The organism is Helicobacter fennelliae, from assembly GCF_900451005.1.
GTDB classification, from domain to species: domain Bacteria; phylum Campylobacterota; class Campylobacteria; order Campylobacterales; family Helicobacteraceae; genus Helicobacter_B; species Helicobacter_B fennelliae.
In genome coordinates, this window is record NZ_UGIB01000001.1 from 567,010 (window position 1) to 589,699 (window position 22,690).

Below are 22,690 nucleotides of genomic sequence, written 5' to 3' on the forward strand. Positions count from 1 at the left end.
TCAAGGTGCCTTAAAATCTCTTAATGTTCACAAAAAAGCCAAAACTTTACTAAAGTTTTACATTAATTTTAGCCCCAAGCCATTGACAAACACTAGGTGTAATGCTTTATAATCGCATTCATAGAATCAAAGCTTAGATTCTACACCTCAACACAAAGGAGAGCAATGGAGCAAGATTCAAAACGCAGGGAGTTTATCAAAACCTCTACAAAGATTGTGGGCGTGAGCCTCCTAGCAAATACAGCGCTTTTTGCAGAATCAAAAAACGCGCAAAGCACACAAATTTCTAAAAACACAAAGGAGAAACATGGAATTTCTAATATTAAACACCCTCAATGGTGGCGTAAAAATGCCAATTTTGGGCTATGGCGTCTTTCAAATCGAGCCAAAAGAGGCTCAAAGATGCGTAGAGGATGCGCTAAGTGTGGGTTATCGCAGCATTGACACAGCGCAAAGCTATTTCAACGAAGCAGAAGTGGGCGCAGCACTCACAAACGCGCTAAAAGGCGGGGCAATAAAGCGCGAGGAGCTCTTCATCACCACAAAGCTTTGGATAAGCCACGCCAATGAAAAAGACGTAAACAAAGCCTTTGAAACTAGCCTTAAAAAGCTAGGGCTTGAGTATTTGGATTTGTATCTAATTCATCAGCCCTATAATGACGTGTATGGCGCGTGGAGGGCGATGAGCAAACTCCACAAAGAAGGGCGCATTCGTGCCATTGGCATGAGCAATTTTTACCCCGATAAAATCAGCGATTTTGCACTTTTTAACGAGATAAAGCCAGCGATAAATCAAATCGAGCTGCACCCCTTTTACCAAAAAGAATATGAGCAGCAAATAAACGCGGAATTTGGAGTAGCCACGCAGTCTTGGGCGAGCTTTGCGGAAGGGAAAAATGATATGTTTAATAACCCCGTTTTAAAGCAAATCGCACAAAAGCATGATAAAAGTGTGGCACAAGTCATTTTGCGCTGGCTCACACAAAGGCAAATCGTGGTAATTCCAAAGACGACAAAACTAGCACGCATGCAAGAAAATTTCAATGTCTTTGATTTTACGCTCAATTCTACTGATTTAAGCGCGATAAAAAGCCTTGATACAAATAAGACCTTATTTATCGACCACAGGGATGTTGAGCGCGTAAAATGGCTTGTGGATTACAGCAAGGATTCTAGGTTTAAGGAGTGAAAATGCAAAACCTGCATCTTATCGCCCTAGCGGGCATTTTTGGGCTAGGCAATATGGGGCTTTTGCACGCGGACTCTGTGGATTCTCAAATCACAGAATCTAAGGCGCGAGAAGCTAAAACTGCAAAATTGGCAAAATTAAAAGTGAGAGAATTTAGCGCGCAGGAACTGACAAAAGCGGGGAGTTTGGGAAGCTTTACGGGCGATTCCAAAATCTTTAGCGGTAAAGTCAAAGTGAGCGCGATGTTTAAGGCAAATGCGTGGCGAGCCTTTAGCAGCGGCTTAGTAGAGTTTGACAAAGGTGCAAGGAGTGCGTGGCACACGCACCCAGCAGGGCAAACTCTAATCGTAACAGAGGGCGAGATACTCACAGGCACGGCTGATGGCAAGGCGTGGCTAGCCAAAAAGGGTGATGTGATAAGCTGCCCGCCAAATATCAAGCATTTTCACGGCGCAAGCACGGACACAAAAGGCGTGCATATCGCGCTAACGGGTGTCAAAGATACACAAAATGTAAAATGGCTTGAGCTTGTAAGCGATGAGGAGTATAAAGAGGCGATGCAAAAAGCGCGGAAAGAGAGCAACTAAGGGTGCAAACTGCTAAAGCCCTTGATACTTAAGATTTTGTAAAAACCTTATCATACTATCTACGCTAAACCCAACACAACAAACTTATACGAATTTAATAAAAAAGGAAAAATATGAAAAAGACACTTTGTGTGGGATTTTTGCAATTTTTGGTTTGTAATGTGGCTTTAGCGTGCCCTTTGATATAGACAAAAAGCACTCAGCTATAAGCTTTAGTCTCACGCATTTGGGGATTTCAGAGCAAAATGGCATTTTTAGGGAGTTTGGAGGGAGCCTTGAGATTGATACTGGCACAGCGCATATCAAGGCTTTGGAGGGTTGGGTAGAGATTGCCTCCATAGATACCAACACAAAAGAGCGAGATACCAATCTCCAAAGTGAAGAATTTTTCTCCACAAAGAGTTTCGCTCGAGCGTATTTCAAAGCAAAAGAGATAAAAAATGGTAGTGTTTTGGCGGATCTAACGATAAAAGGAATCACAAAAGAGGTGTTTTTTGACTTAAAGATCTCACAAATAATCATCAATCAGCGCACCAAAAAGCCCACGATAGACATCATGCTCACAGCTACGATCAATCGCAAAGACTTCAAAATCGGCGAAGATGTGCTTAATGCTGTATTGAACGATAAAATCGCGCTAAAAATCCAACTCCAAGCAACGCAAAAAGAATAAGATAATCAAGGTAGTAAAAGGGGCAATGGAGCAATGGATTAATGCCTTATGCGATCAGAATCTTTATAACTCTCACCCCAGCTACTTAGGCTTTGTAGCACGCCCTCAAGGCTTTGTCCTAGCGGGGTGAGCGAGTATTCGACTTTTGGCGGGACTTCTGCATAGACTTTACGTTTTATGATTTTTGCGCTTTCTAGTTCTTTGAGGTTATCAGTTAGCACTTTTTGGGAAATAGTTTGGTTTTTGCTCGCGCCTATGGAGGCGCGTAGCTCACCAAATCGTTTTGTGCTAGAGAGCAAATCGCGGATAATAAGCATTTTCCATTTGTTGCCAATGAGATTTAGGGTAGTCTCTACAGGGCATGGTGAATGGTATTTTTTCATAAGTTTTTCTCCTTATTATTTCTTGTTATTTTTTCTCATCAGATTATAAATTTTCAAAAATATTATATCTTATAATATCAAATATTACGCAATAGTTTCAAAAATAATACTATATAATAAATTTATTCCTACTTGATTTTATAAACTAAGTTTGCTAAAGTTTCAGCACTCAAAAAATTTGAGAATCCAAAAAGGGAGTAGAGATGAAAAATCTCACAAAACAAAAAATAAATAGACGAAGTTTTTTAAAAACTTCAGTTGTAGGGGCACTAGCCCTGGGAGTGGGCTTTATGCCAATTTTTGCAAAACCAAATAAAAAAGGAGACAAAATGAAAATTGCAATCTTAGCAGCTAGCGGAAAGGCTGGCAAACTCATCACGCAAGAGGCGCTAAATAGGGGCTATGAGGTCACTGCATTTGTGCGAGATAGCACAAAAATGAGCAAGTTTAAAAATCTAAAAGTTGTGCAAAAAGATATTTTAGCGCTAGATTCTAAGGATTTAAGTGGCTTTGATGTCGTCATTAGCGCCTATGGCGTGGTAGCGACACCGCAGGATTATGAGCCAATTTATAAGCATTTAAGCGCAATTTTAGCAAATAATCCCGCGAGATTTTTAATCGTAGGCGGTGCAGGCAGTTATTATATGGATAAGGAGCGCAAAACGCAGTTCATCGACACACCCGAATTCCCTGATATTTATAAACCAGTGGCAAGCGCGCACAATAAGGTGCTAAGCTTTTTGCGCACGCAAGATTCACTAAATTGGGTTTATGTCAGCCCGCCAGCGGACTTTGTCTTTGATGCGCCAAAAAGTGGCAAATACAAAATTATCGGCGAATATTTTGAGGTAAATGAGCGCGGAGAATCTAAGGGCTCGTATGCGGACTACGCGAGTGCGATGCTTGATATTGCAGAGGATTCTAAAATTAATAAGGAGCGCGTAGGGGTGATTGGGTTGTAAAATTCTAGCTTTTGAGCGATTTTGTGGGAGTTTGTTTTTCGCGTCGTCGATAGGCGTTTAGCCTTATCTCCTCACTCAAAACCGCACAACCCACAAACTCATCTTAAAATCTAAAATTTACAGCACATTGTATGCTTTCGCACCCATTTGCGGGCTAAATTTTCGTATGATTGTGTCTAGTTTATTGCCACAAAGAACGGAATCCTGTGCGTCATTGCGAGCCGATTTATCGGCGTGGCAATCCAAAATCTAAAGCGCAAATTTTGCGCCAAATTTACAAAAACCCCTTGGCATACACTAGATGTAATGCTTTATAATCACATTTTTTAGTTTAGATTCAATCCACAAAGGAAAATCCATGGCAAAACTTTCGCGTATTTTGTATTTTTTATTCAGCATTAAAAGGAGTGAGCTACAGCTCTTTTTTGCCTCTTTTAGCTTTATTTTCTTGCTTTTTTGCGCATATAGTCTGCTGCGTCCTGTGCGCGATGCGCTGGGTATTGAGGGCGGGAGCAGAGCGCTAAAATGGCTCTTTTTAGGCACATTTATATTCTGTATACTTGCAAGCCTCGCGCTTATGTTTGTTGGCTCAAAAATTAGGCGCAAATTTTACACAGATCTTGTGCTTGGCTTTTTTGTGCTGAGCTTGCTTGTGTTTTATCTTGCGCTACTTAGCGTGAGTGAGGGCAGCAGCGGCTTTTTGTGGCTGTGCGCGGCATTTTATATTTGGGTGAGTGTTGGGAATCTCTTTTTGTTTAGCTCGGCGTGAAGCCTGCTAGCAGATGTTTTTAGCAAAGAATCAAGCGCGAGACTTTTTGGATTAATCGCAGCAGGTGCGAGCCTTGGGAGCATAGCAGGCGCGAGCTTGGCTAGGATTTTATCAAGCTATTTTTCGCTTGCTTCTTTCTTTTTGCTTTGCATTATATTTTTAGCATTTGCATTTTTGTTTAAAATATACATTATAAAAATCGTAAAGACAGAATCTAGCATGCTCAAAATTGCTTTAGAATCGCCTATAAACGCGAAGAATCCATTCATTGGGTTTAAGCTTATTATTAAGTCAAAATATCTTTTGTTTTTAAGCCTTTTTATCTTGCTTTTAACAAGCGTTTCGACATTTTTATACATGGAGCAAGCGCGCATTATAAAGGAGCTTTTTCCGCAGCGAGAGGCGCGCATAGCAGCCTTTGCAAACATCGATCTTGTGGTGCAGACTTTGAGCTTTTTTATTCAAATCTTTTTAACCGCAAAAATTGCCAAATATTTTGGGCTAAGTGCGCTTTTAGGCGTAGTGGGCTTTGTGCTAGGCTTTGGCTTTATTATTTTGGCTTTCACGCATCCTACGTTTTGCCATTAGCGATTGTGATGAGTATGCGCAGAGTTGGCGAATATGCGCTAGTTAAGCCCGGGCGCGAAATGCTTTTTGTGCCTTTGGGCGCTGATGAAAAATACAAAGTAAAAAGCTTTTTAGATTCTGTGCTTTACCGCGCAGGCGACGCATTTCAGCACAAATTGAGGGCTTACTGGCAAGTGTAAGCATTGCTTTAGTGCTTGCTTTTAGCTCTCTTATTTCCTTCATCTGGGGCGCTTTGGGATTATTCCTAGGCAGGTCGTATAAGGGGGATAGGTTTGGGTAAAAACATTATAATCAATCTTTTAATTCCTCTTAATGAGCTTAAATATGAAAAATTTATTTGTAAGCCTCAATATTTTTATTTTGAGTATTGCGCTTTACGCGTGTGCGAATCAAAATGGTTTTATCAGCATAGAAAAACAGGGTTCGTTCTTTGCGGGTGGCGTGGTGCAAAAGGATGCCAAAGGGCACACTAACCACGCAGACCATGCCTATGTCTTTTGGCAGATTCCCTTAAAGGCGTATAAATACCCGCTCATCTTTGCGCACGGCATAGAACAAAGTGCCAAAACCTGGCAAAGCACGCCCGATGGCAGAGAGGGCTTTGACACGCTCTTTTTGAAAGAGGGCTTTGGCGTGTATCTCGTTGACCAGCCAAGGCACGGCAAAGCGGGCAAGAGTAGCGAGGAGGTGCTGCTAAAGCCAAGCTTTAGTGATGAGATGTGGTTTAACCACTTTAGATTGGGTATTTACCCGCGTTTTTTTGAGGATGTGTCCTTTCCAAAAGATGCGGAGAGTTTGGAGCAGTTTTTAAGACAGAGTACGCCAACCATAGCAAAAACGCAGGATTTGGAGGTTTATGCAAGGGCTTATGTGGCATTGTTGGAGCGGCTTGACAACGGTGGCATTTTAATCACGCACTCTCAAGGCGGGGCCGTGGGCTGGAAAGTGGCTTTGCAAAGCGATAAAGTCAAGGGCATTGTAACTTATGAGCCCGGCGGGGATCTGCCCTTTCCAAAAGGAGAGATGCCAGAGCTTGGCAGGACGCTCACGCGTGCAGGCACGAGCGAGGGTATAGAGATAAGCAAGGAAGAGTTTTTGCAATTCACAAAAAACCGATTGTGATGTATTTTGGCGACTTCATACCAAAGAGCAGGAAGGAGGCGAGGGAATATCCGCTCAGTTATGCGTGGAATGTGCGGCTAGAGCTTGCCAGAAAATGGGCGGAGCTCATAAACGCTAATGGTGGCAATGCCAATGTAGTGCATCTGCCCGAAATTGGGCTAAAGGGCAACACACATTTTCCTTTTGCTGACTTGAATAATCGTAAAGTTGCCGCACTTTTAAAGACATGGCTAAAAACAAAGGGTTTTTATGAATGATTTGGGAAAGGCAAAATATAGGCTTACACGATAAAAGTCCTCTTAAGTCGTATAGTGTCGTTTATATGTGAAATATTAAGGAGAAAAAATGACAAGCAAAACAAACGATACAAATTATATGTGCCACATAAAAGCGCGCATAGAATCTTCACCAAATTTTAAAAATGGCAGGGCACAAAATAGAGGCCAATAGGGCGCGTGAGATTGAAGCACAGAATCTGTGTCTATAACGCCAGATCTGAGAGGCAAGATTCTGTACTTTCTATGTGAGAATCCAGCGCGCAGAGATACAGGATATAGGACTTTAATCTATTTTTGATGCTTGATAGCACCAAATCCTACTGACTATGTCCAAAGCTTTCCTATACACCAGCGCAGTGGAGTGTTGAGATGATTAGCTATATATTATTTGCTCCATCTCTTTTGTGCTCAAATAAACTCCAAAAATATGCTTTATTTTTCCACTTATTTTTACTAACATATCGCCTGAATCCGTGAGCTTTTCTGCACCTTCTTCGTCTAAAATAATTTTAGATTCACTAGCTTTTTGCACTTTCAATACAACGCTTGAAGGAATATTATTGCGCAAACCTTGAAGTAGCTTACCATCTGGTCTCTGTGTGCCAAGCACAAGATGAATACCTGCTTGTCTAGCTTTTTCTGCAAGCCTTGCTATTTTGTCTTTACGTGTCTTATCGTTTTCTATAAGGTTATTTAATTCATCGATAATTACAATTTTATATTTAAAACCTAATGCTAAAATATCATCACTTTTTGCTTTAGCTATGTGCAAATAGCGAGATTCCATTTCTTCTATTAGTGAGTCTAAAGTAGCATTAGCTTGTTGCATATCATAAATAAGTTCTGCTTTTTTGGCAAAAACATCAAATCCGCCCGCGCCATTTTTTGGGTCTATAATGATGACTTGTGTATTTTTGTTGTTTAAAAATGTGGCTACCATTACCTGCAAAAATACACTTTTGCCACTGCCTGTTGTACCTGCCACAAAGAGATGAGGACATTTAACTAAGTCAAAGCAAAAGGGTTTCTTATCTACACTCATACCAGCGAAAACGCCTAATGCAAAATTGTTTTTTTGCAAAGATTCTAAGCCGATTTTGTATTCCTTCATACCTAAATTCTGGTGCTCTAATTTTGGTTTTGTCACTTGGATGTTGTAGGTTTTTGAAAGTCCAGCACAAGATTCTATCAGCACAGGAAAACCAAGTTCTTCATCTAGGTCCTTAGTTTTTTTATGAAAATGATTAATTTTGGCAGAATCATTAAGCTCAATTTTGCATATGCGATGCCGATAAGAATCTTCTTCATTGACTAATTTTATTTCAATTGCAAAATTCTTAAAATACTGCTGGATTTTTGGAAAATAGATTAAGTTTTGATCGTTGTCTTTTGGGATGTCTAAAATTTGTTTTTGTTTTAAGTTTTCTTCACCAAAATCCAAATTATCAAGTAGCCACTGATAAAAACAATCCCTAGATTTAAAAGAAATGCTCATTTCATATAGTCCGCGCTGGATGTATTTACTAAGAATCTCTATATATGTCTTTTCATCTTCAAAGATATTAATATTGTTGTTTTCTAGTTCTTCTTTATGTTGAATACTAAAAAATGCTCGCAATAAAATATCAAAATCCTCATTTTTATCTTTCCCCTTACCTGTGATTTGTTCCAAATGATACTCTTTGCCTCTTTCACCTTTCATTTTTTTATTTTCCCAATCACTTGAATCCAATGATAGTTTTTTGCAAACTAAAGCCCTGGCGATAGCGATACGCAAAATAATATACTTAGGCAAATCGTTTCCTTGCATATTAAAGTCCAAACCATCTTTGCCTATGATTCTATTGATTAAATTCTCCTCATGATTGGTTGTATAGAAATCTGCCATATTTACTCCTTATAATATTTCTTCTATATCTACAGCGACTTTTATTGTAGCGTGGCTTCTGTCATCGTTATTCTCGATTTTATAAAGTCCTGCCAAGTAGGGTTTTGCATATTCGTATTCTTTTAGACTCATTTCTCCACTGTGTGGTAAGATAATCACTTGTTGGTTTTTGGCATAATAGTTTTGGATAATATTTGCACGATTTTTGGCATCGATTCTACTTAAAGGAGTATCAATGATAAGTGGAATTTGTGAGCGTGACAATTCATTCAGAGCCCAAAATATTGATATGGCTAAAATTTGTTTTTGTCCACTACTTTGACTCTCAACAACAATTGTTTCACCTTTATTGTTGTTTAGGCGCATAGCAAAGCTTTCATCGATGCTTAAATCAGTAATATTGTCATTGGGTAAAAGAAGTTTGTAGTTTTCTATTATTTTATTTTTTAATTCACCTCGCAAGGTATTAATTAGTTTATTTTTATAAGCTTGAATCGCTACACAAAGATTCTCCAAAATCTTTAATTTTTTATCGACTCGTTCTGTATTAATATTTTGTTCGAGATTATAAATACTCCTTTGCAATTCTTCTTTTTGTTTTTCTAAATCCTTTAGACTTTCTTTTATCTTATCTTTTTGCTGTTCTTTTTCATCTTTTTTGTTGGTGAGATTCTCTATTTCTTTTTCTATTTCTTCTTGCCTAGATTTTACATAATCATCACTATTAAGATGATTTAGCGCATCAAAGATTTTTGTTTGTTGATTTTTAGATTCTTTTATCTTTTGAATATCACTTGCAAGTTGATTATTCTCTAACTTTGCAAGTGATACCCCAAGCGATCCTATTTTATCACTTGGAATAAATGAGCTTATAATATTTCTTTGTTGTAACTTCTTAGGTAATTGTTCTAAAATATTTTCAAAAAGTTGTTTGATTTTATCTTGGTGTTCTAGATGCTCCAAATTTGTTATTTCCTTACTCGCTATTTCTCTTATGTCTGGCATAAGTCTTTTAAGCGCCTCTAAATCATCATTTTGTACGCTATTTTTTAAATTTTCAAGTTCATTTTCAAGCTTTTTACAAATTTCTTTATTGCCTAGAAAAATTATAGATTTTAGTTCTTCCTTCAATGAACTTTTTAAGCTTGCTATATTTTCATCTATGATATCTTTGTCATTTTGCAATTCTTTTATTTCGTTACTAAATTCCATACCAAGTTTTTGATGTTGTAATATTTTCTGATTGATCTTATTTTGTTTTTCATTAATATCTTGTTCTACTATTTTGAGACTTTCGGTGTGGTTTTCAAACTCTTGTTTTTTTGCTTGAAGTTCTAATTTTTTGGCTTGCAACTCACCTTTTAATTTTTCATCTTCGTTTTGGCTATCTCTAAGTTTTTCTTTAATTTCTTCGGCTTGTTTGATAATAATATCTAGAGGTTTGATCTGTAAAATTTCCTCGATTTTATCGCGTAATTCACTGCGCAAATTTTCACTAATATTTTCAATCTCTTCACCATCAAAAAAGAAAAATTCCACAAAGTTTGGTGGTAGAATCTTATTGATATAGTCTTGCGCTTCTTGGTTGTAAAAATATTCACCATCAATTTTTAACAATAATTTTTCTTCTGGTTGAGTGTATATATTTTCAAATGATCTTTGCAATATAAAATTTCTATCATCTAATTTTCCTTCAAACTGCACAAAGAATTGTTCTTTAGCCTCATTGATGGCATTTTCATTTAAAATTCCGCGCCAATTATTATCGCCCTTAAGAAACTTAGTTGCTAAAGCAATCTTATGTTTTGCAAATCGTGAAATAATACCAGGGACGCTATTTTCTTCCAATCCAACACCAGCAAAAAGCAATTTTGCGCAACGAATAAAGCTTGTTTTGCCAAAGCCATTATCACCATAAATACAATATAATCTTTTGTTTGGTAATTTATTAAATAAAACGCTCACTTCACCATAGTAGGCAAATAAATTACAAATAGTTATCTTTTGTATAAACATATTTATTACTCCCCTAGTTTTGCGCTCTTATCATCAAGGAGTTTTGCGATTTCATCTTTGATTTGCATTTGTGCATTATTTTTGCCTTTCAAACCCGAAGTATTAAAAATCTCAATACTCCTATTTACAAGATTTGAGAGATTCTCAAAACTTACATCTTGATTTGCCACCTCTTCTAAAAGTTCTGGGTGTAAAATTTTATTATCTGCCATGGTCTCCTCCTGTAATCTATGGAATTGTTGTGCAATTCTGATTGCTGATTTGCACATATCAAAGTCTTTATCCCATTCTGCCTGGATTGCTTTAATTTGTAAATCTGTTATGAGATATCCTGTATTGTTTTGCTTAAAACTATTTTCTGTTTCTAAGAGTTTGTAAAAGATATCTTTACGCACAGAGCTTAAAAATGGTCCTAAGCCTCCTACTCTGTATACTGCCCTACCATCGCGTTTATAATCCGCTCTTGCATTCGGATTTTCACGCAAAGCTTTAAGATAGTTGCGAAATTCATTTAGTGGCTTCAAATGCAAATCGCCTGATTCTATGAAACCCTGCATGGATTTATCTTCACTTATCACTGTGCAAACCCAACAACCAAAACGTGAGCCACCGCAACTACTTTGACTTAAATCCGTGATAAATTGACACTCATCACCACTTGCCTTAGAATACAATGCAAACAATTCACTATGATCTTTCTGCCATTTAGGTTTATGTGTAGCAAGATAACTCCACACATCATCAGTTCTCCATTTCGCAATGGGTGAATAAGTCATTGTATTTGGAAACTCATGATGTTGTGAATAACCATCTTCATTTAAAATTCGCTTTTGCATAGATTTTTTGCGATTATTTGATTCAGCCTCTCTTGTGCCAAGACATAAAATAACGCTTCCATATTTATGAGTGAGTTTAGCAACTTCAGCCTTTGCGGGTGTAATTTTAAGTCTATCCGTGCACCAACGAAATGTGCGAGTGGGGCTTGGATAGCCCTTGCCAATAAGATTCACCCAAAAATCATCTTTTAAACTTGGACTAACTTCTATAATTTTAAAAGGAATATTGTTTTCTTTTGCGTGTGTATTGATAGAATTTATTACAGATTTTAAGAACTTCTCAATATGTGGAGCTTCTACGAGTGTGTTTGACGCGATAGCAAAACTAGGTCTCCTTTGTGCTTTAGGCAAATTTAAAAGCATTTCATAAAAAAGCTGCAAGACACATGTAGAATCTTTCCCTCCACTAAAAGTGATTACAAAAGTTTTTGTGCTATTTAAAAATTTTTCTTTTAAATCATTTTGTGTTTGTGTAATGATTGAGTGACTAGTTATTTCTTTTGTTTTATCAATGTTTTCTTGTGTTTTTATGTTGTGTTGAGGCAAGGATAACGCATATTCTATCGTTTCTTGTGTTTCAACAATGGGGATTGTAGAATCTAAGAGTGCAAAAATGCTACAATCAAGATAATAAATGGCAGAATGTGGGTAGAAATTTTTTAGATTATTAGCCATTAAGTTTTTTTGAAAATCAAGCGCAAATTGCTTTGCTTTATAGCTTGAGTAACATACAAAAAGTATAGGCTTAGAAGATTGAGCTTGCAAATAATCTAATACTTGCCTCATGTTTTGCAATGAGAGAGAATGTGCGATATGTACATTTGCAAAAGCGAGTTTGGAGCGAATATCAATCACACAAAAATTGGTGAATTGTGCTTGAAAATCTATCAATGATAAAGCGTGTGTTTGCACAATATCTCCCGATTTTGTGGATGTTTCAGAGGGCATATTCTAATATAAAATCTTTTGATAGTCAAGAATAATAAGTCTAAATCATTGCTTGTTAAAATTTGCTATGATTTACTGTGTTATTAAGGAGCAAAAAATGGAGAATTTGATACAAAATGAATTTTTGTATTCGCCCCTGCACGCCAAAGCGCGCATAGAATCTTCGCCAAATTTTAAAAATGGCAGGGCGCAAAACAGAGAGCCAATAGTGCTGGGGAACAAAGACACAGAATCTAGCGCGCAAGATTTGGCACAATTACTACAACTTTACAATAAAGATTCTGTAATGTCTCATATTACACCTAGTGAAATTCCGCAGAGTTCGCACGATTTAAAAACACGCAATTTGCAATCTTCACAAAATCATAAAACGCCAAAGCCAAAAAGCCTACTTCGCGAGCTTTTAAGCCCTGATAGAGTGATAATTCCAAGCGTAAAAAGTGATTTGCTGCAAGCCCCAAAAGAGGATAGTTTTGTGTGGTTTGGGCACTCTTCCTTGCTTTTGTGGCTCAATGGCAAAACGCTGCTTGTCGATCCTGTGCTAAAATCTTGCGCTTCGCCCCTGCCTTGGGTGATACCACCATTTGCTGGTGCGGATATTTACAGTGCGCATGATTTGCCAAAAATCGATTATCTACTCATTACGCACAATCATTACGATCATCTAAGCAAGCGCACTTTACGCGATTTACGCGGTAAAATTGGGTGCGTGATTACACCACTTGGCGTGGGAAAATATCTTGTGCGATTTGGGATAGAGCCTTGCCAGATTATCGAGCTTGATTGGGATGAGCATATAAAGCTAGATTCTACTTTGCGCGTGCATTGCCTCACAGCACGGCATTTTTCGGGGCGCGGGATATTTGATAGGGATAAAAGTCTGTGGACGTCGTTTGTGCTAGAATCTCAAAATAAAAAGATATTTTTAAGCGGTGATGGCGGCTATGGCGCGCATTTTGGTGAGATTGGCGCGCGCTTTGGAGGTATTGATTTTGCCTTTATCGAAAATGGGCAGTATAATCTCAAATGGGCGCAGGTGCATTCTTTCCCACACGAGAGCCTGCAGGCGCTAAAGGATTTGCGTGCTAAAAAGGCGATGCCAATTCATAATTCAAAATTTAAGATTTCAACGCACAGCTGGCGCGCCCCGCTAGATTCTCTGCTTGCGCTTTATGAAAGAGATTTGAGCGCAGATTTTGTCCTGCTTACGCCAAAAATTGGCGCAATCACGCCTTTATGGCAGGATATAAAAACCCCGCGCTGGTGGCAAGAAGTAGCAGAATCTAAATAGATTCTCATAGTAAGCTCTAATGTCATAATTTAATACTTTTTATGCTTAAATACGCTCTAAAATACCTAAAATACTTTTAACTCTAGCCAAAAAGCTGTGAATGCGTGCCTAGCCTTGCAAGATAAATCACATCTCCTTAAATCTTAAAGACGACAAGCTTATCGCTTTCCTATATGAAACTCTTTATACTTTTTCCATTCGCCTTTTAGCTCATGAAGCCTTGCTTCTTTTGGCAAATCCTTGCCTTCGCAAAGCAAACTCAAATATTTTGCAAGCCTGCTAAATTCACTATCATTCAAATCAGTCTTTTTAAAGTCTTTCACAAAGCTTTTTTCTCTTCTAAGCTGATACATGTTTAGTCTTTTTGAGCTCTTCGTATTCTGCTTTCAGCTACTCTATGGTAAAGTCTTCTAGATCCACGCCATTTTCGATATTCTCTATCGCTTTTCTAGTTTCTGCATTTGGGATATTGCCTTTGCTTTTTACCTTAAAAGGTATGGCACTTTCTTGGATCACTGCTTTGGCAAAGATATTAAACGCCGCGCTTAGGCTTAGCCCCATATCTTTGAGTAGCTCTTCAAATCGCTCTTTTTCGGCTCTATCCATTTTGAAGCTCACGCTGACATTATTGTTTCGGATATTTTTAGTATTTTGCATGTTATGCTCCTTTTTAAGAAAATTGCTAGCATTATACTATTAAATCGACATAAATTTACTATGATTTTGACTGCTTATTTTAAGCATTAAGAGCTTTAAAGCTCAAAAGCCTTTCTCTGTAGTATTCATACTGCTTGTGTCGCGTTTCTAATTCTGTGAAGGTATCAAGAATTTTTACTATTTCATTTTGGATTTCTAAAGGTGGCAGGGGGATTTGGAGTTTTTTAATATGATTGCTATTTAATGCAGGAATTCCTGCCCCGTATTTTAAAGACATTAGATTATTTTCTAAATTTTTAAGAAAATAATAAAGAAATTTATTGATTAAATTCTTATTATTTGGCTTAACTACATAACAATGTGCTCCAGCCCAAAATTTTGAAAACATAAAATTAACATACCCTGCACTTGCGCCACCTTGTGAAATTGTAATTGTATTTTCTGTTTCATTAAAATTTTCAATATAGCCAGATGGGTAGATTCCACCATTTATAACAGGATAAGTTCCTATTTCTTGCATATCTCTTTTGTTAAATTGTTTTCCTGTGTAAATTTCTACATTATCCCCCAAAGCCTTAAACTCCACTCCATTGGGGCAAAGTTCCTTGATGAGTTTTTCTATATGATTCATTTAGATTCTCCTTTTTGTTTGGTTTTTGTCAGTGAGCTTGCCCCGTCATTCTGAGGGAGGCGATAGCCGACCGAAAAATCCACTTCCGATTGTGTGGATACTTTGCTACGCTCAGAATGACGAGTAGATTTAATCTTGCTTGCGATGATGATATGATAAATATTAGATGCACAGAGCAATTCCAAGATTTGCGATGAGAAATTGCCACAAAGAGATTCTGCGAATGAGGCGCACTTGCTCGTGCGCCACAGTAAAGCAGAAGCGATGCGTGGTGATTTATCGCGCAAAGCTGAATTGCTTGCAAACTTACAGGCTGTATTTTTCATAGAATTCCCTAAACGCTTGCAATATCTTTGCCTTCTGCTCTTTGCGCCTCTCTCCAGCCTCGCCAAAAAACCCAAAATCATTGGGCAGTGTCTTTTCTATATCCTCTCCAAGCTCTTCTACATAGCCGTTTTTGAAGCTATTGTCTGCAAAGATTTTGCTTTCTTTTTCGTTAAGGTTAAATTGCTGTATAAGCTGTGTGAGGTCTTTTTCTTTTTGTGTGGCGATAAAGTGTGTGAATTGCTCTTGGATAGTATCGCTGTTGTTGTCGCTATTTGGCGTAAATGTGCTTATAAATGCGTGAATAAGATCTTTTTTGCTTCTCAACTTTAGGCTTGAGTCTAGAATCTTATCAATATTTTCAAGCTCTTTTGTTGTGTCTTTGTGGAGATTTTGGGCGATTAGTGTAAGGATATAGTCTATATTTATATCGACTTGTTTTATTAGCTCGATTTCAAAGACTATGTCATCGTTTATGTTTGTTTTTTCTTGTTCTTTTGTTTGCTTTATCTCATCACAGATTCGCAGATACGCGCTTTGTAAGTCTTGCTTTTGGCACAGGGTGAGAAGCTCTTCTTCTTTTTCTAATTCTTCAAATTCATCAAAAGTGCTAAGGACATTATTGAGCTTTAAAATCTCATTAAAAAGCTTAATGAAGGCTTTTTTCTCTTCTATGGTTTGGAGGTTTTGAGGCTCTTTAAAGTTAGATTTTAGCTCATGTATGAGCTCTTTGTAGCCTTTATGCTCCTTACCGGACTCATCGATGTATCCTTCTAAATACTCTCTAAAGCTCTTAAGTAGCACGATAGAATCCGCGCCCTCATCGCTAAAAAGCGCGATACTTTCATTTGTGGCACTTTCTAGATTCCGAAAGCAGATGATATTGCCAAAGGTTTTGATAGAATTTAAGATTCTATTTGTCTTGTCCTAGAGTATGCCTGCAAAAGCCCTTGATAACGCAGATTTTTATCAACTCAGAGTGTGTTTAGTGTCGTGGCATCAAAGCCTGTGAGAAACATATTTACCACGATAAGTAAATCAAGCTCTCGCTCTTTCATTTTGTGTGAAATGTCTTTGTAGTAGTTATCAAAGCTATTGCTACTAGAATCTAGCGTGTATCCACTTTGAAACATAGCATTATAATCTTGCATAGCGGATTCTAGAAACTCTTTTGAGCTAGGATTTTCTATCCCATCGCCCTCATCTTCGCTTAGATCTTCATTTGCCACAAAGCTATAAATGATAGTGATTTTTTGTAAATACCCTCTGCTTCGTATTGATTGATGACTTGGAGGTGGTTATTTTGGAGATTATTTTTATCGATGATTTTTAGATTTTTTACCTTGCCATCATCAAAAGTAAAATCTTGGATATAGTTTTCGTGCGAGATATAGCTTTATCCTCGATATGATCGCTTTTCTTAGCTAGCACAAAGCTAAAAAACCGCTCCCATTCACTTAGGGTAAATTCGCAATTATTGAGCAAATTTGATAGACAAAAGTCTCGAAAAAGCCAAGCTTTTAAAGTAAAGCTTGCTCAAATCCGCTTTTAATGGGGAGCTTGATGAGTTGTGATAATGACTTTGGTGGTGAGCCCTTGTGCGATGAATTTGTTTTTACATGGGCTTGATAATGATACATCTTTGGTGGAGAAGGGAGATTCTTTACTTGAGCTTGGTAATAGACGTTTTTGTATGGTGCTTACTAATCTGCCTTTTGGCAAAAAGTCAAGCACGAAAATAATCAGCGATGATGGCAGTGTAAAAAGCGAGCAAGAAAGCTACACAAGAGAGGACTTTTTTGCGAGCACTTCAAACAAGTAGCTGAATTTCTTGTAGCACATAATGAGCCTTTTAAAGATAGGTGGTAAGGCGGCGGTGATTTTGCCTGATAATGTTTTGTTTGAGGGTGGAGCAGGTGAGAAGGTGTGAAAAAAGCTTTTGAGTGAGTTTGATTTGCATACCATCTTGCGTTTGCCAACGAGTATTTTTTACGCGCAGGGCGTGAAAGCAAATGTGCTATTTTTTGATAAATTTGAGCCTTTGGCAAGGGGATACCGCACAAGCAAACTTTGGGTGTATGACTTGCGCACAAATGTAAATTTAAGCCTTGTTGGCAATCCTTTAAGTATGGAGCATTTAAAAGACTTTGAGCAAAGTTTTTGTGCGACAGATTTTGGCGTGGAATTTGAGGCTTTAGCGCATTTACCCTAGAATACCCAAAGCCTGTCAAAATGCGAGATTCTAAATAAACCACAGAATCTAAAAACAAAGGAGCGCAAATGCAACGACAGATTGAAAAACTTATCCTTGGCACTCAGGCCATCGATGGCGCGGGCGTGAAGCTCACGCGCGTGCTGGGCGCGCAGAGTATGCAAGACTTCGATCCATTTTTGATGCTCGATAGCTTTGATAGCACCAATCCCACTGATTATATAAAAAGCTTTCCTATGCACCCGCACAGGGGGATTGAGACGATTAGTTATATCGCGCAGGGCGCTATGACGCACAAAGACAGCCTGGGCAATGTCGATACAATACGTTCTGGCGAAGTGCAGTGGATGAGTGCAGGCTCTGGAATCTTGCACGAGGAAATCCTGCCAGAGAGTCCTAGGATGCTGGGCGTGCAGCTCTGGCTCAATCTCCCCAAGCAGCACAAGATGAGCCAGCCAAGCTATAAAAGCATAAAGCAAATTCCCACGCTCACGCTTGAGTACGCAAGCCTTAAGCTCATAAGTGGCGAGTATCAGGGCGCTCAAGGCTTTAAACCAAAGTTTTTACCGCTGGATTTTTACGACATCCACCTTGCGCCAAATATGAGCCAAACCATCACGACTAAGCCTAGCCAAAATGTCGTGCTCTTTTTGCTGCAAGGCGATGCGTTGGTGCAAGGGCAGCTCGTGCGCGAGAAAACGGCGATAAAGCTTAGCCCCGGTGGAGATCTCAGCCTCTCTAGCATGGACAAAAACGCGCAGATTCTCTTCCTTAGCTCAATCGCGTTGCACGAGCCTACCGCGTGGGGCGGACCTGTGGTAATGAATACTAAAAAGGAATTGCAAGAGGCGTTTAAAGAGCTACGTGAAGGTACTTTCATAAAGCACAGCACGCGGATTTCCTAGCGCTTACTGCAGATTTTAAAATTTGTTACAAAATTTTAAAATCCCTCTTGACAAATACCAAGTGTAAGGCTTTATAATGCGACTTTTATTTCAAACTAAAAGGGGCATTTATGGAATCCATAAATACACACAAAGGCACAAAGTCCGCCATAATGATTACAAACGCAAGTTTAAAGAATGATAAAATTCATCAAACGCGAATGCAAGAGGCTATGGCAAAGAGCATAGTGGGCTTTCTAGCTGTATCTTTGCTAGAATTTAGGGCATAATCTAACGTTTCAAGCTCTGCCCAATCTCTCGCTCGTTAAGCCATTTAATCGTAGCGGGGTTATTGTGGTCTAGCATTTTTGTGGGCGTATCAAGTTTGGCGATTTTTGCCATATCTTGCGCGCTTAAAGTAAAATCAAAAATGCCAAAGTTTTCTCTCATGTGCGCGATTTTTTTGCTCGCCGCAATAGTTACAATGCCGCGCTGCACGATGTAGCGCGATATCACCTGTGTCGCGCTTTTATTATGCTTTTTGCCAATATTTAATAGCGTTTTATCCTGCAAGATATTATCGCGCGCTTGCTTAAGCGGGCTCCATGCCTCCATTTGCACATCCAATTCCTGCATGAATTTTTGCGCCTCTATTTGCTGAAAATACGGATGGCATTCTACCTGATTTACCGCTGGCTTTATTGCCTGATTTTGCACAAAGTCCATTAAACGCGCATTGTCAAAATTACTCACGCCAATGGCGCGCACTTTTTTGGCATTATAGAGCTTTATCATACCGCGGTAAGCCGCGTAAGTGTCATTCACAGGCTGATGGATTAAGAACAAATCCGCATAATCAATGCCTAGCTTTTTGCACGACTCTTCATAACTTTTTTGTACCTTTTCTTTGCTCGCATTTGCCTTAAAAAGCTTTGCGGTGATGAAGAGCTCCTCACGCTTTAGCACCCTATTTAAGGTATTTTTAAGCGTATAGCCCACGCCCTCTTCATTACCATAGCTTTGTGCGGTATCAAAGAGCTGAAAGCCCACTTCTAAGGCTTACTCAACATATTGTTGCGTCTCTTTTTGGCTGCCTAGCTTTAATGTGCCAAAGCTCAAAATTGGCATAAAAATGCCATTGTTTAGTTTCACGCTCGGGATTCCGTTAAAAAGCGGGTTAGATTCTGTGCGCTTTGCCAAAGCATTAGAATCCACAGAATCCGCCTTGCTAGAATCCCCTAGCTTGCAAAGCTCCACAAATTCCGCGACCTTTTTTAAACTCATGCCGCTCTCGTGCATACATTGCACCAAGTCCACCACTGCAAATCATATTCGCTAAAATAGCGGATATTGTTTTCATCGCGCTCAATGTGTGAAAACAGCCCCATTCTTGCCAAATGCCTTATCGTGTGTGCGCTCACGCCTGTTTTACTCTCAACTTCTCTTATCGTGTAAGCCATAGATTTTTCCTTGATTTTTCCTTGATGTATGTATTTGTAATGTATGCGTTTGTCTGCGTGTATTTATGATTATATATATTTTTAGAATCTATATTTTTAGAATCTAAACGCGTATTATACCGCCTCATATATAGTATTTGTCAAGAATTTATCATTGAATAATGTATTTTGCATTTACCTCAAAATAGCCAAAGCCTACTAGAATGTGAGATTCAACAAAAATCCAAAATGAGAATCTAAATGGCTCACTCATCGAATATATCAATCTCATCAACTTCATCAATGCCCGCGATCTTTGTCGGGCATGGCTCACCACTTAATGCCATAAGCGATAATGCTTTCACGCGCGCATGGGAGAGTCTTGGCGCGCTCTTTGCGCCCCGCGCGATAGTGGGGATCTCTGCGCATTACCACACACGTGGGCTAAGGATAAACTCCACGCCAACACCCAGACAAATCTATGATATGTCAGGCTTCCCGCGCGCGCTCTATGAGCTAGCCTACCAGCCAAAGGGCGATCCCGCGCTAGCAGAGCGACTAAGCAAGATTCTAAGCCCTTTTGACGCGCAGCTTGAGGACTCATGGGGCATTGATCATGGGCTGTGGAGCGTGCTTTGCAAAATGTATAAAAACGCAGACATTCCGCTAGTGTGCTTAAGCGTGGATCTAAGCGCGAGTTTGGAATCCCAGCTTGCTATCGGCAGGGTGCTAAGTGTTCTCAGGCAAGAGGGTGTGATGATTTTGGCAAGTGGCAATATCGTGCATAATCTCTCGCTCCTTGAGTGGGAGCGCGAGGACTTTGGCTATCCGTGGGCGCTTGAATTTGATCGCTATATCATCAAGCGCACATTAGAGCGCGATGTGCAGGGCTTGCTAGAGTTTGAGAAAATCGATGGCGCGAGGGCGTGCGTGCCGACTTTGGATCATTTCTTGCCCTTTCTTATAGCATTTGGCGCGAGCACGCCAGAGGATAGCATTAACGTGTTTAATAGATTCTATACCTGCGGCGTGATTTCGATGACTTCGTTTGTGTTTGCATAGAATCTAAATCCTAGCTTTTTGGTAAATTTTGCGGATTGCGTCGGCTCTCTCGACTAGCGACGCACGAAAAGTAGCGACTCATTCGCTCACCTTGCAAAACCCCAAAATTTATTCAAAAATCTAGAATTTCTTTACACTGGTTTTATCATTTGCTTTTTGTGTTTGCATAGATTCTAAAATCTAAATTGAGTAAAATCCACAAATGTCAGCCACTCATTATCAAAAAGATATGTAGCATTTGGATATAGTGCTAGGATTGTTTGAATGCCTTTTTGATTACGCAAATTTTTGGTGCGATTTTTGGCTTTTTTGGAAGCATTCACATCATCTGCACCAAGAAAGATAAAATCTACATTTATAACTTGCGGATAAAATCCTGCGCCCCTATCATAAACCACCCTTTTATCGCCACCATGATTACCCTCATAATCCCCACTATTTGGACTCTCAAGCAAATCAATATTATCTAATTTATAGCTTTTAGCAAGCTCTAGGCTTGATTTAAAATTATCCGTTTTGTGCTTATAACCCACGACTTTATTGTTTTGCAAAAGCGCAAAAAGATTGGGCTTTATGGACTTAGATTCTAGGGTATTTATCGTTTGCATGATAGCCTCTGCTTTTGTGTAATCTGGCACTTCTCTTGTATTTACCTCATCGCAAGGTATCACATCATCTTTGCGGACAAACCCTTTGACTGAAATCTGATTTGTGTTGTTTTTTGTATTTTGATAGAGGACAACCTCATAAAAATCGCTATCTTTTGGATTTTCTACTTGTCGCTTAGCTAGAATCTGACTTGTTTGGTTTTCTTCTTTTTCTGGCGAGCTAATGGCTTTGAGCGAGCTTCTGGTAAGCAAAAACTTATCGATAGATATTTGAGGTATTTTCTTTTTTGAGGGGCTTTGACTTGGATTTTCTGTATAGATTGTAAGGCTTTGCTGATAGAGGAGATTGCCACCGATACAGAGTTGAGTATTTTGCGAAAGCCCCTTGGGCGCGTGCAAAGAAATAATCTTAGGAACATGTAAAGAAATGAGCTTGACTTCCGCTTTGCTATCGATATAGCTTTGAAAATTTGGATCTATATCTACAATCAATGGCACTTCAAATGAGGTTTTGCCACGATTTTGGGCTTCTGACACAAGCTTGAAACGCTCTTTTTCAGAAAGGTAAGCGTTTATATCATCGCTTATCGGAAGCTTTGTAATAAGCGATAAATCCTTTAATTCAATGCGCTAGGTCGTGCTATCAAACACAGCTTGGATCACCATAGGAAAGCTTGCATGATATTCTTGGCGCAGAGATTCTAAGCTTGGCTGGATATAAAAAAGCCTATTGGGTTTATTAGATTCTGCGAGTGGTTTTTGAGGCGGCGAGGAAGGCTTTAAAGGGGAGGACTTTATAGAAGAGGGTTTTATAGACTTTATAGAAAGATATCAATCTTTTTTGAATCAAGTGCAATATACCCCCAAAAATACACACTTTCATCGTGAATTACAATCGCTTGATAAAAGCTTTCTTGATTTTGGCTTTGGCTTTGATCTTTTTCTAATCCCAAAAGATAGATAAAATCCTTATGCGCTTGAGAATCAGCCCCAAACACTTCAGACAAAATCACTTCAGAATCAGCTCGTGGCTCTTTATAAAGCTTTGGCAAGCGAGAATCTAAAGTGTGAGAATCTAAAATCCTAGAATCCAAAGAAAACGCTCTCAACTCACTCTCACTCAAGCGCAACGCCAAAAAATCCACATCAGGCACATCGCTATATTTTCCTGTCTGCACGGATTTATTTTTCTCATTATCTCCATAGCCAAAATACTTATAAATCAGTCCGATATTTATTTGGGTATTGTTCTGATTGCTTTCTTTAGCACTCAATGTGTCTAATTTATCAATGGAGAGAATCTTTGGCTTTGCGCTTTTTTTGTAATCAATCACAATACTTCC

30 protein-coding genes and 1 pseudogene are annotated in these 22,690 nt (G+C 38.8%); 14 read left to right on the forward strand and 17 right to left on the reverse strand.

What is annotated here, in order from left to right:
* The first annotated feature begins 307 nt into the window (after positions 1-307).
* From DY109_RS02750 to DY109_RS02760, 3 genes are all read left to right on the forward strand, one after another.
* Positions 308-1,189 carry an aldo/keto reductase gene (locus DY109_RS02750; RefSeq protein ID WP_034549438.1) on the forward strand — a complete coding sequence of 294 codons (882 nt, stop codon included), beginning with the start codon at positions 308-310 and terminating at the stop codon, positions 1,187-1,189.
* A gap of 143 nt (positions 1,190-1,332) precedes the next feature.
* Positions 1,333-1,776 carry a cupin domain-containing protein gene (locus tag DY109_RS02755; protein ID WP_034549471.1) on the forward strand — a complete coding sequence of 148 codons (444 nt, stop codon included), beginning with the start codon at positions 1,333-1,335 and terminating at the stop codon, positions 1,774-1,776.
* Positions 1,777-1,948: 172 nt separating this feature from the next.
* Positions 1,949-2,449 carry a YceI family protein gene (locus tag DY109_RS02760; RefSeq protein ID WP_023947544.1) on the forward strand — a complete coding sequence of 167 codons (501 nt, stop codon included), beginning with the start codon at positions 1,949-1,951 and terminating at the stop codon, positions 2,447-2,449.
* A 38-nt stretch (positions 2,450-2,487) separates the two neighbouring features.
* Here DY109_RS02760 and rrpB read toward each other — a convergent pair whose 3' ends face one another.
* Positions 2,488-2,832 carry a MarR family transcription factor RrpB gene (gene rrpB, locus DY109_RS02765; protein WP_023947542.1) on the reverse strand — a complete coding sequence of 115 codons (345 nt, stop codon included), beginning with the start codon at positions 2,830-2,832 and terminating at the stop codon, positions 2,488-2,490.
* Positions 2,833-3,161: 329 nt separating this feature from the next.
* On the opposite strand from rrpB, the gene DY109_RS02770 reads away from it, so the two are divergent.
* The 6 genes from DY109_RS02770 (at position 3,162) to DY109_RS11675 (ending at position 6,530) form a co-directional block, all read left to right on the forward strand.
* Positions 3,162-3,794, forward strand: coding sequence for an NAD(P)-dependent oxidoreductase (locus DY109_RS02770; RefSeq protein ID WP_034549470.1), 633 nt, complete (start codon positions 3,162-3,164; stop codon positions 3,792-3,794).
* A gap of 358 nt (positions 3,795-4,152) precedes the next feature.
* Positions 4,153-4,563: a hypothetical protein gene (locus tag DY109_RS11835; protein WP_023947538.1), complete on the forward strand. Its 411-nt coding sequence runs from the start codon at positions 4,153-4,155 to the stop codon at positions 4,561-4,563.
* 54 nt (positions 4,564-4,617) lie between these two features.
* Positions 4,618-5,151 (forward strand): hypothetical protein, encoded by a 534-nt coding sequence (locus DY109_RS11840; RefSeq protein WP_235148547.1) that lies wholly within the window; start codon positions 4,618-4,620, stop codon positions 5,149-5,151.
* Between the two features lie 8 nt (positions 5,152-5,159).
* Entirely contained in the window at positions 5,160-5,330 is a 171-nt protein-coding gene (locus tag DY109_RS11845; RefSeq protein ID WP_235148536.1) for a hypothetical protein, read from the forward strand.
* A 145-nt stretch (positions 5,331-5,475) separates the two neighbouring features.
* Positions 5,476-6,273, forward strand: coding sequence for an alpha/beta fold hydrolase (locus tag DY109_RS02780; protein ID WP_023947534.1), 798 nt, complete (start codon positions 5,476-5,478; stop codon positions 6,271-6,273).
* Positions 6,270-6,530 carry an alpha/beta hydrolase family protein gene (locus DY109_RS11675; protein ID WP_200864624.1) on the forward strand — a complete coding sequence of 87 codons (261 nt, stop codon included), beginning with the start codon at positions 6,270-6,272 and terminating at the stop codon, positions 6,528-6,530. The genes DY109_RS02780 and DY109_RS11675 overlap by 4 nt, the downstream gene beginning before the upstream one ends.
* A gap of 394 nt (positions 6,531-6,924) precedes the next feature.
* Here DY109_RS11675 and DY109_RS02785 read toward each other — a convergent pair whose 3' ends face one another.
* The 3 genes from DY109_RS02785 to dndC are packed head-to-tail and all read right to left on the reverse strand — an operon-like array spanning position 6,925 to position 12,203.
* Positions 6,925-8,439 carry an FtsK/SpoIIIE domain-containing protein gene (locus DY109_RS02785; RefSeq protein ID WP_023947531.1) on the reverse strand — a complete coding sequence of 505 codons (1,515 nt, stop codon included), beginning with the start codon at positions 8,437-8,439 and terminating at the stop codon, positions 6,925-6,927.
* Between the two features lie 9 nt (positions 8,440-8,448).
* Complete coding sequence (locus DY109_RS02790; protein WP_023947528.1) at positions 8,449-10,455, reverse strand: AAA family ATPase; 2,007 nt, start codon at positions 10,453-10,455, stop codon at positions 8,449-8,451.
* 5 nt (positions 10,456-10,460) lie between these two features.
* A complete protein-coding gene (dndC, locus tag DY109_RS02795) occupies positions 10,461-12,203 on the reverse strand; it encodes a DNA phosphorothioation system sulfurtransferase DndC (protein WP_023947526.1) in 1,743 nt (580 codons plus the stop codon).
* A 133-nt stretch (positions 12,204-12,336) separates the two neighbouring features.
* On the opposite strand from dndC, the gene DY109_RS02800 reads away from it, so the two are divergent.
* Positions 12,337-13,530: an MBL fold metallo-hydrolase gene (locus DY109_RS02800; RefSeq protein ID WP_023947524.1), complete on the forward strand. Its 1,194-nt coding sequence runs from the start codon at positions 12,337-12,339 to the stop codon at positions 13,528-13,530.
* A 158-nt stretch (positions 13,531-13,688) separates the two neighbouring features.
* Here the strand turns inward: DY109_RS02800 and DY109_RS02805 are convergent, their stop codons facing one another.
* The 7 genes from DY109_RS02805 to DY109_RS12480 all read right to left on the reverse strand — a co-directional run bounded on the left by DY109_RS02805 (position 13,689) and on the right by DY109_RS12480 (position 16,532).
* Complete coding sequence (locus DY109_RS02805; protein WP_023947522.1) at positions 13,689-13,883, reverse strand: type II toxin-antitoxin system RelE/ParE family toxin; 195 nt, start codon at positions 13,881-13,883, stop codon at positions 13,689-13,691.
* A gap of 37 nt (positions 13,884-13,920) precedes the next feature.
* Positions 13,921-14,187, reverse strand: coding sequence for a type II toxin-antitoxin system RelB/DinJ family antitoxin (locus DY109_RS02810; protein WP_023947520.1), 267 nt, complete (start codon positions 14,185-14,187; stop codon positions 13,921-13,923).
* Between the two features lie 79 nt (positions 14,188-14,266).
* Positions 14,267-14,818 carry a restriction endonuclease subunit S gene (locus DY109_RS02815; protein WP_023947519.1) on the reverse strand — a complete coding sequence of 184 codons (552 nt, stop codon included), beginning with the start codon at positions 14,816-14,818 and terminating at the stop codon, positions 14,267-14,269.
* Complete coding sequence (locus DY109_RS02820; protein ID WP_023947517.1) at positions 14,815-15,144, reverse strand: hypothetical protein; 330 nt, start codon at positions 15,142-15,144, stop codon at positions 14,815-14,817. The genes DY109_RS02815 and DY109_RS02820 overlap by 4 nt, the downstream gene beginning before the upstream one ends.
* A complete protein-coding gene (locus DY109_RS02825; RefSeq protein ID WP_023947514.1) occupies positions 15,125-15,946 on the reverse strand; it encodes a type I restriction endonuclease subunit R, EcoR124 family in 822 nt (273 codons plus the stop codon). Before DY109_RS02825 ends, DY109_RS02820 begins: the two co-directional genes overlap by 20 nt.
* A gap of 170 nt (positions 15,947-16,116) precedes the next feature.
* On the reverse strand, positions 16,117-16,371 hold the full coding sequence (locus DY109_RS02830; RefSeq protein ID WP_023947512.1) for a type I restriction enzyme subunit R domain-containing protein: 255 nt from the start codon (positions 16,369-16,371) through the stop codon (positions 16,117-16,119).
* A complete protein-coding gene (locus DY109_RS12480; protein ID WP_114997839.1) occupies positions 16,353-16,532 on the reverse strand; it encodes a type I restriction endonuclease in 180 nt (59 codons plus the stop codon). The genes DY109_RS02830 and DY109_RS12480 overlap by 19 nt, the downstream gene beginning before the upstream one ends.
* A 213-nt stretch (positions 16,533-16,745) precedes the next feature.
* Here DY109_RS12480 and DY109_RS12430 point away from each other — a divergent pair.
* From DY109_RS12430 to DY109_RS11295, 3 genes and pseudogenes are all read left to right on the forward strand, one after another.
* Positions 16,746-17,354 (forward strand): annotated as a pseudogene (locus tag DY109_RS12430) (HsdM family class I SAM-dependent methyltransferase).
* Between the two features lie 68 nt (positions 17,355-17,422).
* A complete protein-coding gene (locus tag DY109_RS02845) occupies positions 17,423-18,259 on the forward strand; it encodes a pirin family protein (RefSeq protein WP_023947502.1) in 837 nt (278 codons plus the stop codon).
* 110 nt (positions 18,260-18,369) lie between these two features.
* On the forward strand, positions 18,370-18,528 hold the full coding sequence (locus DY109_RS11295; protein ID WP_023947500.1) for a hypothetical protein: 159 nt from the start codon (positions 18,370-18,372) through the stop codon (positions 18,526-18,528).
* Between the two features lies 1 nt (position 18,529).
* Here DY109_RS11295 and DY109_RS02850 read toward each other — a convergent pair whose 3' ends face one another.
* The 4 genes from DY109_RS02850 to DY109_RS11300 are packed head-to-tail and all read right to left on the reverse strand — an operon-like array spanning position 18,530 to position 19,826.
* Entirely contained in the window at positions 18,530-19,288 is a 759-nt protein-coding gene (locus tag DY109_RS02850) for an aldo/keto reductase (RefSeq protein WP_023947498.1), read from the reverse strand.
* Positions 19,289-19,297: 9 nt separating this feature from the next.
* Positions 19,298-19,537, reverse strand: a complete 240-nt coding sequence (locus DY109_RS02855; RefSeq protein WP_147291159.1) for a MerR family transcriptional regulator — start codon at positions 19,535-19,537, stop codon at positions 19,298-19,300.
* Positions 19,519-19,698, reverse strand: coding sequence for a MerR family DNA-binding transcriptional regulator (locus DY109_RS02860; RefSeq protein ID WP_023947494.1), 180 nt, complete (start codon positions 19,696-19,698; stop codon positions 19,519-19,521). Before DY109_RS02860 ends, DY109_RS02855 begins: the two co-directional genes overlap by 19 nt.
* Positions 19,683-19,826 (reverse strand): hypothetical protein, encoded by a 144-nt coding sequence (locus DY109_RS11300; protein WP_023947492.1) that lies wholly within the window; start codon positions 19,824-19,826, stop codon positions 19,683-19,685. Before DY109_RS11300 ends, DY109_RS02860 begins: the two co-directional genes overlap by 16 nt.
* A gap of 112 nt (positions 19,827-19,938) precedes the next feature.
* Here DY109_RS11300 and ygiD point away from each other — a divergent pair, with 112 nt between their 5' ends.
* On the forward strand, positions 19,939-20,739 hold the full coding sequence (gene ygiD / locus DY109_RS02865) for a 4,5-DOPA-extradiol-dioxygenase (RefSeq protein ID WP_023947488.1): 801 nt from the start codon (positions 19,939-19,941) through the stop codon (positions 20,737-20,739).
* Between the two features lie 173 nt (positions 20,740-20,912).
* Here the strand turns inward: ygiD and DY109_RS02870 are convergent, their stop codons facing one another.
* Together DY109_RS02870 and DY109_RS02875 are read right to left on the reverse strand one after the other, a co-directional pair.
* Complete coding sequence (locus DY109_RS02870) at positions 20,913-21,884, reverse strand: hypothetical protein (RefSeq protein ID WP_023947486.1); 972 nt, start codon at positions 21,882-21,884, stop codon at positions 20,913-20,915.
* Between the two features lie 281 nt (positions 21,885-22,165).
* Positions 22,166-22,681, reverse strand: coding sequence for a hypothetical protein (locus DY109_RS02875; RefSeq protein ID WP_034549437.1), 516 nt, complete (start codon positions 22,679-22,681; stop codon positions 22,166-22,168).
* Positions 22,682-22,690: the final 9 nt, after the last annotated feature.